The 11,026-nt window shown below is 67.9% G+C and carries 8 protein-coding genes; 4 read left to right on the forward strand and 4 right to left on the reverse strand.

Going from position 1 to position 11,026, the window contains the following annotated elements; translation table 11 throughout:
* Positions 1-327: 327 nt before the first annotated feature.
* From PW843_19275 to PW843_19285, 3 genes are all read left to right on the forward strand, one after another.
* Entirely contained in the window at positions 328-2,337 is a 2,010-nt protein-coding gene (locus tag PW843_19275) for a L,D-transpeptidase family protein (protein ID MDE1148721.1), read from the forward strand.
* Between the two features lie 229 nt (positions 2,338-2,566).
* A complete protein-coding gene (locus PW843_19280; GenBank protein ID MDE1148722.1) occupies positions 2,567-3,334 on the forward strand; it encodes a DUF882 domain-containing protein in 768 nt (255 codons plus the stop codon).
* A gap of 130 nt (positions 3,335-3,464) precedes the next feature.
* The gene (locus PW843_19285) at positions 3,465-3,905 is read left to right on the forward strand and encodes a hypothetical protein (protein MDE1148723.1); all 441 of its coding nucleotides are present in this window, start codon (positions 3,465-3,467) and stop codon (positions 3,903-3,905) included.
* Between the two features lie 111 nt (positions 3,906-4,016).
* On the opposite strand, the gene PW843_19290 is transcribed toward PW843_19285, so the two are convergent.
* The 3 genes from PW843_19290 to PW843_19300 form a co-directional block, all read right to left on the reverse strand.
* Positions 4,017-5,291: a dicarboxylate/amino acid:cation symporter gene (locus PW843_19290; protein ID MDE1148724.1), complete on the reverse strand. Its 1,275-nt coding sequence runs from the start codon at positions 5,289-5,291 to the stop codon at positions 4,017-4,019.
* A 235-nt stretch (positions 5,292-5,526) separates the two neighbouring features.
* Positions 5,527-6,045: a hypothetical protein gene (locus PW843_19295; GenBank protein MDE1148725.1), complete on the reverse strand. Its 519-nt coding sequence runs from the start codon at positions 6,043-6,045 to the stop codon at positions 5,527-5,529.
* 38 nt (positions 6,046-6,083) lie between these two features.
* Positions 6,084-8,342, reverse strand: a complete 2,259-nt coding sequence (locus PW843_19300) for a sensor histidine kinase (protein ID MDE1148726.1) — start codon at positions 8,340-8,342, stop codon at positions 6,084-6,086.
* 224 nt (positions 8,343-8,566) lie between these two features.
* Here PW843_19300 and PW843_19305 point away from each other — a divergent pair, with 224 nt between their 5' ends.
* Positions 8,567-10,480: an ATP-binding protein gene (locus tag PW843_19305; GenBank protein MDE1148727.1), complete on the forward strand. Its 1,914-nt coding sequence runs from the start codon at positions 8,567-8,569 to the stop codon at positions 10,478-10,480.
* 179 nt (positions 10,481-10,659) lie between these two features.
* Here the strand turns inward: PW843_19305 and PW843_19310 are convergent, their stop codons facing one another.
* Complete coding sequence (locus tag PW843_19310) at positions 10,660-11,007, reverse strand: arsenate reductase (glutaredoxin) (protein ID MDE1148728.1); 348 nt, start codon at positions 11,005-11,007, stop codon at positions 10,660-10,662.
* Between the last annotated feature and the right edge of the window lie 19 nt (positions 11,008-11,026).

Below are 11,026 nucleotides of genomic sequence, written 5' to 3' on the forward strand. Positions count from 1 at the left end.
GATTGAGGGGCGGTATTTGAGCGGTCACGGTCAAAGACCGCGCGTATAGGCCCTGATATTCAAGTGCCGTTCATGCCCCGCGCGGAACCCCCGCGCGGGGCATGGCGTTTTTGCAACGGATATCCCTTCCGACGGTGCCCGGGCGCCACAGGCAACGGTTTCGCCCTTTTCTTGCCGCGAACAGGTGGCATAGTCCGCAACCGGTCGGACATCATGTCGGACCGCATTCCGATGCGGCAGCACAGGGGGGCACCCTTGCCGTCGTTTATCAAGGTCCCGGGCATCCGAATGCCGGGAACAGGGTTGTTTTGCCACGCGGGGATTTGCATGGGGTTGTCGACCGGGGCCATCGCCCCCACCACCCGACAGAATGACGGCCAACGGAACAGTGGCCGGCCGGAGATGCGCTCCGGCGCATCGGGCGCCGCCCTGCTGCTGGCCACCATCCTGCTGCTGTCGCCCCTGGCGGCACAGGCACGGGACGTGGGCGACCTGCTGAAGGACCGCTTCCCGGTGCCGGAGCATTCCGAGCCCAATCCCGACGACACCGACCAGACGGTGCTGGGCCGGTTCTACCGCGGGCGCGGCGAGAAGCCCCTGTGGGTGGAGCATGGCGAGGCCAACGCTGGCGCGCGCGCGGCGCTGACGGCCCTGGCCCACGCCGATGAGGACGGCCTGAACCCCAACGACTATACCGCCGCAGCCCTGACCACCCAATCAACCCACCTGGACAATGCCGACGCGCAGGCGGCGTTCGAGGGCGGGCTGACCCTGGCCCTGCTGCACTATGCCAGCGACGTGTCGGTCGGCCGCATCATCCCCGGTCTGGCCGATCCCGAACTGGTGATCGAGCGGCCGGACTTCGACCGCGCCCAATGGCTGGCGGGCATCGCCACCGCCGGCGACGTGGCGGACGTGCTGGCCAAGCTTCCGCCCCATCGGCCGGAATACGCCGCGCTGAAGGCGGGCCTGGCCCATTACCGCCAGGTCAAGGCCGCCGGCGGCTGGCCCACCATTCCGCCGGCCCCCAAGGCACCCCCGGCACCACCGCCGGCCCCCGCCGCCGACGGCGCGCCGGCAGCGCCCAAGACGCCGGACAAGACCGCTGATTCCCTGAAGCCCGGCATGACCGACCCGCGCGTGCCGGCGCTGCGCGCCCGCCTGGTCGCGACCGGGGAGGCGAAGCCCCTGCCCAATCCGCTGCCCAAGGGCACCAACCCCGAGGTCTACGACGACGCGCTGGCGGCGGCGGTGAAGGACTTCCAGCGGCGCCAGGGGCAGGAGCCCGACGGCGCCATCGGCAAGCGCACGCTGGTGGAATTGAACGCCACGGTGGACCAGCGCATCAACCAGATCATCGCCAACATGGAACGCTGGCGGTGGGAGCGTGAGCCGGCCGACCAGCCCTATCTGGTGGTGAACTTGGCCGACTACACCCTGTCGCTGATGCGCGGCATGGACGTGCTGCAGACCATGCGCGTGGTGGTGGGCGCGCCCTTCGCCCGCACGCCGGTCTTCACCGGCAACATGAGCTATATGGAGCTGAACCCCTATTGGTACGTGCCCACCAAGATCGCGAAGGAAGAGATTCTGCCCAAGCAGAAGAAGGACCACAGCTATCTGGTGAAAAGCCACTACACCCTGCTGTCGGACTGGACGTCGGACGCGGTGATCGTGGACCCCAGCACCATCAACTGGGCGACGGTGACGGAACGCAGCTTCCATTGGCGGGTGCGGCAGGAGGCGGGCAACGACAACTCGCTGGGCCGCATCAAGTTCATGTTCCCCAACAAGTTCGACGTCTATCTGCACGACACGCCGTCCAAGCGGCTGTTCGACCGGGCGGTACGATCGTTCAGCCACGGCTGCATCCGGGTGCAGGACCCGCCCGGCCTGGCCCTGGCCATCCTGGCCCTGACCAACACCACCGGCTGGCCGGAGGAGAAGCTGCGCGCCGAAATCGGCGGCGACAGCCTGAAGCACCAGACGATTCGCCTGAAGAATCGGCTGCCGGTGCACATCACCTACATCACCGCCGTCACCGACCCCGACGGCAGCGTCGATTTCCGTAACGACGTCTACGGCCGCGACGCCCGCGTGCTGGCGGCCCTGAACGGCCCCCGCCCGCACAAGCCGCCGGCGCCCCCGCCGGCCGTGCCGCCCGCAGCCCCCACCGCCGGCAGCGCACCCAACGCCGCCCCGGTGCCGGCCACCGCGGCGGAAAAACCCGCTGCGTCGCCAACGCCTTCGGCGCCGACCGGCGCGCCGACACCGCACCAGGAACCGCCGGCCGCAAAGACGCCGGCACCGGCCGCCCCCGACACGGCCAACCGCTGAGTCATCCGCCGCGTCAACGGGCGCCGTCACAAAGGGCGGCGCCCGTAATCGTTTCGGGACCGGTTGCAAAGGCGGAACGCTTAGGCGCCGCCTGGTTGGTGCACTGCGACAAACACGATTTTGCCGCATTTCAGGCTTGCTTATTCATACCCCGTTGTCACAGACTGCAGCCCAGCCCTGCCAATGACGCGGGGCTGTGGTTGGTTTTGAGTAGATGGGGATATCCGGAATGCACGACCGGCACGACGCGGTGCGATTGCCCGCACCTGCCCGCGACGCGGTTTCTGCCTCTGAGGCATCTTCCGTCACCACCACCCCTTCCCTGGTTCCGGCAGCTGTTGCCACCCGTCGCGGCCTGCTGGCGGGCTTCGCCAAGCTGGCGGCCGGTGCCGCCCTGGTCGGCGGCATCGCCGATCCGCTGCCGGCCCTGGCCAAGGCGGTCACCAAGCATCACGCCGCCAAGGTCGGCCACGGCCACAGCGCTGATCGCGGCAACCTGATGCACGGCGACATGTCGACGGCGCGCGCCATGGCCCGCCCGCTGTCCGACAACCGCCGCGCCCTGACCTTCGCCCACCTGCACACCGGTGAGAAGCTGCACGTCACCTACTGGTCGGATGGCAAGTACCTGCCCACCGCCCTGCATGACGTCAACGCCATCCTGCGCGACTGGCGGACCAATGAGACCACCACCATGGACCCCAAGCTGCTGGACCTGATGTTCCAGATGCAGCGGCAGTTGCGCACCACCGACCCCATCCAGGTCATCTGCGGCTATCGCTGCGCCAAGACCAACGCCATGCTGGCCGCCCGCACCGAGGGTGTCGCCACCCACAGCATGCACATGGAAGGCAAGGCGATAGACCTGGACCTGGCCAACAAGCCCCTGGCCCGCATCCGCCAGGTCGCCCTAGACCTGAAGCTGGGCGGCGTCGGTTATTACCCCAAGTCCAACTTCGTCCACGTCGACACCGGCCGCGTCCGCCAGTGGGCGTAAAAGGGCGGGCGTGAAGGTATCGGCCTGATAGGCCCCCGCCCCTTCCATCATCTCCTTCCATAGGCGGGCTTGCCGCCGCCGTTCCTGCCATGGGACAACCGTATCCACAACCAAGGGGGAGTGGATGGGGATGCGTCGTTTCGCGTGCGCGGCCATGGCGGCCGGGGTCGTTTGCCTTGCCGCGACCGCCTGGGGCGCCGATGCCCCTCCGGCCTTCACCGGCCGCGACCTCAGCGGCACCTATGCCTGCACCGGCAAGGACGGGCACGAGGGCGCCTACACCTCCACCGTGACGCTGGAGAGGGACAAGGCGCAGTCCCACGGGCACCGCGCCGGCTATCATTTCAGGATGAAGGTGCCGAACTACGGCACCTATCGCGGCGTGGCGACGGCCGACGGCAACGTCATGGCCATCACCTTCGCGCACGAGGATCCGGCGACGCAGGACTATGGCACCGGCATCGCCCACGTGACGAAGACGGCGGACGGCAAGGTGCGCTTCGACAAGTTCTACTACGAGGAAGCCTACAAGGGCGGAAACACCGGCACGGAAAGCTGTGTGCGGAACTGAGTTTTTTCCGCCTCAAACGCCGGGGCGGCCCATGACACTTTGATCGGCCCATGCAAAAAGGCCCCGGATCAGCTGATCCGGGGCCCTTCGCCATTACAACGGGGGCAGATATCAGGCCGCCGTCGGCCCGTGCGCCAATTCGCTGCGCATCTTGTCCACGTCCAGTTCCTTTTCCCACTTGCTGATGGCGATGGTGGCGACACCGTTGCCCACCAGATTGGTCAGGGCGCGGCATTCGCTCATGAACCGGTCGATGCCCACCAGCAGGGTCAGCGAGACGATGGGGATGTCCGGCACCACCGCCAGCGTGGCCGCCAGGGTGATGAAACCGGCACCCGTGACGCCGCTGGCCCCCTTGGAGGTCAGCATGGCCACCAGCAGGATGGTGACCAGGTGGGTGAAGGTCAGGTGGGTATTGGTCGCCTGGGCCAGGAACAGGGTGGCCAGGGTCATGTAGATGTTGGTGCCGTCCAGGTTGAAGCTGTAGCCCGACGGGATGACCAGGCCCACCACCGGACGGGCGCAGCCCAGGCGTTCCATCTTTTCCATCATCTGCGGCAGCACCGTCTCGGACGAGGAGGTGCCGAGCACGATCAGCAGTTCCGCCTTGATGTAGTTGAGGAAGCGCAGGATGGAGAAGCCGCACAGCCAGCCGACGATGCCCAGCACGACCAGCACGAACAGCAGGCTGGTCAGGTAGAAGCTGCCGATCAGCATGCCCAGGTTGATCAGGGCGGCGACGCCGTACTTGCCGATGGTGAAGGCCATGGCACCGAAGGCGCCGATGGGGGCCAGGCGCACCACCATGTGGATGATGCGGAAGAAGATCTTCGACAGGCGCTCGATGACCGCCGTGGCCGGCTTGCCGTAGTCACCCAGGTGGGCGATGGCGAAGCCGGTGAGGATGGCGACCAGCAGCACCTGCAGCAGGTCGCCGCCGGACAGCGCGCTCAGGTAGGTGTCGGGGATGATGCCCAGGATATGGTCGGCCACGTTGTCCTTGGCGGCCTTGTCCACGTATGTGGCGACCGCCTTGGGGTCCAGGGTCTTGGGGTCGACGTTCATGCCATCGCCGGGGCGGATGACCTCACCCACGATCAGGCCGATGATCAGCGCGAAGGTGGAGATCACCTCGAAATACAGCAGCGCCTTGCCGCCGACGCGGCCCACCTTCTTCATGTCGGTCATGGCGGAGATGCCGCTGACCACCGTGCAGAAGATGACGGGCGCGATCATCATCTTCACCAGCTTGATGAAGCCGTCGCCCAGGGGCTTCAATGACGTGCCGAAGGCCGGCCAGACATAGCCGACGATGATGCCCAGGATGATCGCGACGATCACTTGGAAATAGAGGACGGAATACCAAGGCTTCTTAACGTGTTCCATGGGCACTCTCCCTTCAGCCCCCTTATGTCGAGAGGCGTGTTGCCGGACCCCACCGATGCCCCCGGAGGTCCGCGGCCGGGAATCCCGGGCCTTAGGTGCGACAAAAAAGCAATCAGCGCGGGAGATCAAGGCTTAAGGCGTTGTCCCGGCATCATGCTTTCATGAAATATTTTGAGCGACGCATTCGGCACACGGGTGGCGGCAGGCAGCACACGTGTGCAGGATGGGGGGCCGATCAGAAGACGGTCAGCTGCGGCGGCGCCGTCTTCAGCAGATGTTCCAGATGCTGCACCACCTCTTCCATGTCCCCCCGCACCCGGTCCAGCTCGTCAGCCGTCTTGTCGTCGATGCCCGCCTCCAACAGCATCATGTCGTAGTCGGCCAGCACCTTGGTGAAGGCCTCGCGCTCATGCTGCAGGATCTCATAGGCCCCCAGCGCGTGCACCAGCAGCTGCGGCGGGTTGCGGAAAAAGGCCAGACTGACGCGGGTGAAGGCGGCGATGGAGCGCAGGCGCATGCGGGTCAGCCACGATTTCAACTCACGCGGGGCGTCGTTGGGCTTGCTGTCGGCCTTGTCGCCGATGGTGAAAATCATCGCCTGGATTTCGTGATAGACGCTGCGCGCCTTCTTGTAATCCGGGAAGGATTGGGCCGGCCGGGCAGACATCTGTTCGAAGGTGGTCACGGTCGATGCCAGCGACCCCGCCAGTTGCCGCAGCAGCGCCGCGACGTTGACCTCCTTCTTCATACGCATCGCACTTGCCCTCTGGTCCACGGCTGTCCTGCCGAAGCTTAGCGTGCGGCCTCTCTCACGGCCAGGGTATCAGGCGTATGGGGTAAGCCCTCCGGGTGGGTCGCCGCGTCCGGCGAGGCCAGGTCGGGCAGCACCAGGGTGAAGCGGGTGCCGCCGCCCACATCGCTGGCCGCCGCCACCGCGCCGCGCAGGCGATGGGTGACCAGGTTGTAGACGATGTTCAGCCCCAGGCCGGTGCCGCCCGCCCCCCGCCGGGTGGTGAAAAAAGGATCGAAGATGCGGGGCAGGATATTGGCCGGGATGCCGCGCCCGTCATCCTGATAGACGATTTCCGCCCCGTCGCCGGCATGCAGGTCGGGGGAATCCAGGCCCAGCAGGGCCCCCACATGGTGCAGGCGGCGGACGGTGATGGTGATGTGGCCGCGGGCGCCGGCATCGAAGGCATGCAGGATGGAGTTGGAGACGAAATTGGTCAGCACCTGGGCCAGCAGCCCGGGATAGGTCTCCAGCTCCACAATACCGGCGCAGCGCACCTCCGCCACGTGGCCGTGCCGGCGCAGGTTGGGCCCCAGGCTGGCCAGCACCTCTTCCAGATAGGCGCCCAGTTCCACCCGCCGCCGTTCCTCGGAACTCTGGTCCGCCGAGACCTGCTTGAAGCTTTGGATCAGGCTGGCGGCGCGGCCGATGTTGGACAGCATCAGGCGGGCGGATTCCTTCAGCTCGCCCATGAAATCGGCCAGGTCGCTGCGGCGCAGGCGCCCGTCGCGCACCAGATGGTCCATGGCCGCCACCCGTTCCGACACATGCGACGCCGTCGTCAGGGTGACGCCGATGGGGGTGTTGATCTCATGCGCCACGCCGGCCACCAGCTGGCCCAGCGAGGCCAGCTTTTCCGCCTGGACCAGGGCATCCTGCGACCGCTTCAGCTTGTCCAGGCTGTCGCTCAGCTCCGCTGTGCGGGTGCGCACGCGGTCTTCCAGTTCGTCGTTGGCGCGGCGCAGCGCGCCCTCGCTGGCCTGCAGCGCGTGTTCACGCTGCTCCCGGTCCTTGCCGATGCGGTAGGCGACGCCGAAGGTCAGCAGCACCAGGCCGACGGAGTTGGGGGCGTACAGCGCCGCCTCCGTCCAGATGCCGACCGGCAGGATGCCGGCGGCGCGCAACGACCACACCACCGCCACGCCCAGGATGGGCAGGAAGCCCAGCAGGAAGAAGCGGGCGTTGATGGACCGGCGGAAATCACGCACCGCCGCGATCAGGGCCAGCGCCGACCCCACCAGGGCCAGCAGTTGCGCCACCCCCGACCCCCGCACCGGATCCACGTAATGCAGCGGCGTGTCCAGCACCATCAGGCCGGTCAACAGCATCAGCAGCCGGGCGATCCAGGGCTGCCGCCGCCGCAAATCCAGGAACTGCACCGCGAAGACCTGGCCGATGGCCACCGGCAGGGTGCCCACCACCTCTCGATAATAATGGCTGGCCAGGTCGGCCGGCAGGTGTTCCCAGGGATAACCCAGCTGGCCGTAGATGTAGGCCAGGGTGATCAAGGCGTAGAACAGCAGGGTCACGCCCACCTCCACCCCCGCCATCACCACCAGGGCGAACTGATAGGCGGCGGCGATGATCAGCACGCCGAAGGTCAGGCCGTGCAGCAGGATGTCCCGCCGGTCGACCAGGCCCTGGGCGTCGCTGGTGCGCAGGTACAGGGCGAAGGAGGCGAAGTAATGCTCCACCCGCACATACAGGACCGTCCGGCCCGGCGGCAGCGACAGGCTGAAGACGGGATAGCGGTGGGGGATGTCCGTGCCGCGCTGGGCCGCCCCCTCCGCCACGTGGCGCTGTTCCGCCGGCCCCTCGGGCGACAGGCCGTCGCCCGGGAACACATAGAGATCCAGGGCATGGTAATAGGGATAAGGGAAAACCAGCAGGCGCGGGAGTGCTGCGTCCGTGGGGTTGTCCAACGTGATGCGCGCCCAATAGGCGGAGCGGGTGCGGGCGAAGCCGGGCGTCTCCCGCGTGGCGGGGGTGAAGCGCTGGGCCGCCGGCCCGGCCATTACGTCGGCCAGGGTCAACGACCGGCTGGGATCCTCCAGCAATTCCAGATGGCCGCCCAGGGACAGGTTCGGACCGTCGACCACCACCTGGCCGGCCGTTTCAGCCCGGGCGGAGGACGGCGAAACAAAGGCCGCGCAGACCAGTGCCAGGCAGAGAAACGCCAGGGCGCGCAGCAGCGCCGGCGGCCGCCACCCATCCCCGCCGCCATCCCCGGCCCAACCGCCAATACCCGCCGCGCCCATCATTTGCCCGATTCAGTAATTCGCCGCCAACCATGCCCTATCTGCCAGGGAAAGGCACGCCTTGCGTGTCTTTATGCCCATCGCCACGCGCGATCCGGCACTATTGCCGGTTGCACCAACGCGACAACCTGCCTTGGCCGTCAATTGCCACGTCTACCCCCTGCGTGATAAGCGTCCCAAACGGGCATGAACCCATGATGGACCTTTGGGCCTAAGGGGATACGGGGATGAGATGGCTGACGGAGCGGTTGAAAGCCATCGGTCCCGGACGGCTGATCAATATCTCGCTGGCCGCCGGCATCGCCCTGTCATTGGTCTTCGTGCATGCCGAGTTCACCCGCGCCCTGACCGCCCGCCGGGCCGAGATCAGCCAGCATATGGACACGGAGGCTGTGTCCCTGGACGAACAGTTCGCCGCCATCGCCGGCCGCCTCAACCGCCTGCGGGCCTGGGCGCAGCTGGTGCTGCAGGAACCGTCAAGTCCGGGGGCCATTCCGGGGGCGCCGCCCGCCGCGGTCGCCGATTTCCTGAATACGGTGGCCCAGGCCAAGGACCGCGACGTCGTGGTGCTGGACCAGGCCGGCACGGAGACCACGGCGTTGCTGGCCTTCCCGGACCAGGCACTGGCCGTGCATGAGGGCCTGGCCCGCCCCGACCGCGCCCGCTGGCAGACGGACGTGGCGATGGCGCTGGGGCTGGCCCAGCAGTTGGCCCTGGACCTGAAGACGCAAGCCGGGCTGTCGCGGGGATATTTCATCGGCTCTTCCGGCCTGGCGGTGGTGGCGCCCCGGTTCGCGGCCGACAATGCCAACGACCTGATGGCCGACCTCTACAAACGGCCGGTCTATCGCCTGTCCACCCAGGCGGCCAACCCGACGGGGGCCGTGACCTGGACCGACCCATCGGCGGCCACCGTGGCCGTCCCCATCGATTACCAGGGCCGCTTCCTGGGGGTGATCGCCTTCGACCTTACCTTGGCCGCCCTCCCCGGGGCCGACCAGGCTCCGGCGGAGGCCGCCGACACCGGCACGCGGCTGCTGGTGGGGCCGGACGACCAGGTGCTGCGCGCCTTCGGCACCCCGCCCGCCGACCTGTTCCAGGAGGGACGGCCGACGCCGGCGGGCGTGGCGGCCCTGTTGAACCGGAACCGCGCCACGACCGAACATGCCGGATACGTCATCACCACCCGGCCCCTGGCCAACACCCCCTGGCGCCTGGTGCACATCACCCCCCGCGCCGCCCTGACCTGGTCGCTGGTGGTGCACACCGCCGGGTCCATGGCCGGGTTCTCCAGCGTGCTGCTGGCCGTGGTGCTTTTGTTCAACATCGTGGTGCGGCGCATGGTGCGCTCGCAGGAGCGGTCGACGGCGGCGGAGCGCGAGGCCCGTGCGGCCACCGAACACGCCCTGGCCGAACTGCGCGCCGCCCATGACGAGCTGGACTTCCTGAACCGGGAGAAGACGCGCTTCTTCTCCCTGATCTCCCACGATCTGCGCGGGCCGTTCAACGTGCTGCTGGGCATGACCCGGGAACTGGCGGACTACGGCACCCGCATGGCGCCGGCCGACGTGGCGGACTTCGCCGCCTCCGTCCACCAGAGCGCGCTGACCGCCCACACCCTGCTGGATAATCTGCTGAACTGGTCGCGGGTGCAGATGTCGGGCACGCCCTTCACCCCGTCAGTCATGCCGCTGGGCGAGGTGGTGGCGGCCGCCATCCACGATTTGGGCCCCACGGCCGAGGCCAAGGGCATCCGCGTGCTGGACGCCTCGGGCGACCGCCACATCCTGGCCGACCGCACCATGGTGCTGGCCATCCTGCGCAACCTGCTGGCCAACGCCATCAAGTTCAGCCACCCCAACCAGGGCGTCCAGATCACCTCGCGCGCGCTGGGCGACCGGCTGGAGATCGCGGTGTCGGACCGGGGCATCGGCATGGCCCCGGAACAGCTGGACCAATTGTACCGGCGCGAGGCGCAGGACAGCCGCCCCGGCACGATGGGCGAGGTCGGCACCGGCCTGGGCCTGACCCTGGTGCGCGACCTGGTGGCCCGCCACGGCGGCGTGCTGGCGCTGGACAGCACACCCGGCCTGGGCACCACCGTCAGCTTCACCGTGCCGCTGGCGGCGGCCCCGCGCTGACGCGCTATATGCCAGCGGCACAAGCTTCTGACTTGTGCCGCTGTAGGCTGCGACCGCAGCCACCGGAGGTTTCCGGGGAGCGAAAGCGGACTGGAAACCGAGGATCAGCCCAGCCGGCGGATGCCGGCGCCCGGCGCCTGAGGGGGTCTTTGATCGGCCACGATCAAAGACCGCGCGTATCAGAGTACTTCCGCCAGGCGCTCCACCGGGCGGCAGAGGACGGCGCCCTTGGGGCTGCGGGCGATGGGGCGCTCGATCAGGATGGGATGGGCTGCCATCAGGTCCAGCAGGGCGTCGTCGCTGAAGCCGCCCGCCGGTTCGCCCACCAGCAGCTCATCATTGCCGCGGCGGCGCAGGATGTCGGCGGGACGCGCCTTCATGGCAGCCAGCATGTCCGCCAAGGCGGCACGGTCCGGCGGGGTCTTCAGATATTCCACCACCGTCACCGCGTGCCCGCCGGCCTGAAGGTCGGCCAGGGCACGGCGCGAGGTGGAGCATTTCGGGTTGTGCCACAGGGTGACGGTCATAATGGGGCCTTGGTTCCGG

It is taken from the genome of Azospirillaceae bacterium (assembly GCA_028283825.1).
Classification (GTDB): domain Bacteria; phylum Pseudomonadota; class Alphaproteobacteria; order Azospirillales; family Azospirillaceae; genus Nitrospirillum.

Bases quoted from the DNA above. Each gene is read 5' to 3' on its own strand.
- PW843_19305 (MDE1148727.1), top strand. From the start codon at position 8,567: ATGAGATGGCTGACGGAGCGGTTGAAAGCCATCGGTCCCGGACGGCTG.
- PW843_19290 (MDE1148724.1), bottom strand. From the start codon at position 5,291: ATGGAACACGTTAAGAAGCCTTGGTATTCCGTCCTCTATTTCCAAGTG.
- PW843_19295 (MDE1148725.1), bottom strand. From the start codon at position 6,045: ATGCGTATGAAGAAGGAGGTCAACGTCGCGGCGCTGCTGCGGCAACTG.
- PW843_19280 (MDE1148722.1), top strand. From the start codon at position 2,567: ATGCACGACCGGCACGACGCGGTGCGATTGCCCGCACCTGCCCGCGAC.
- PW843_19310 (MDE1148728.1), bottom strand. From the start codon at position 11,007: ATGACCGTCACCCTGTGGCACAACCCGAAATGCTCCACCTCGCGCCGT.
- PW843_19285 (MDE1148723.1), top strand. From the start codon at position 3,465: ATGCGTCGTTTCGCGTGCGCGGCCATGGCGGCCGGGGTCGTTTGCCTT.
- PW843_19300 (MDE1148726.1), bottom strand. From the start codon at position 8,342: ATGATGGGCGCGGCGGGTATTGGCGGTTGGGCCGGGGATGGCGGCGGG.
- PW843_19275 (MDE1148721.1), top strand. From the start codon at position 328: ATGGGGTTGTCGACCGGGGCCATCGCCCCCACCACCCGACAGAATGAC.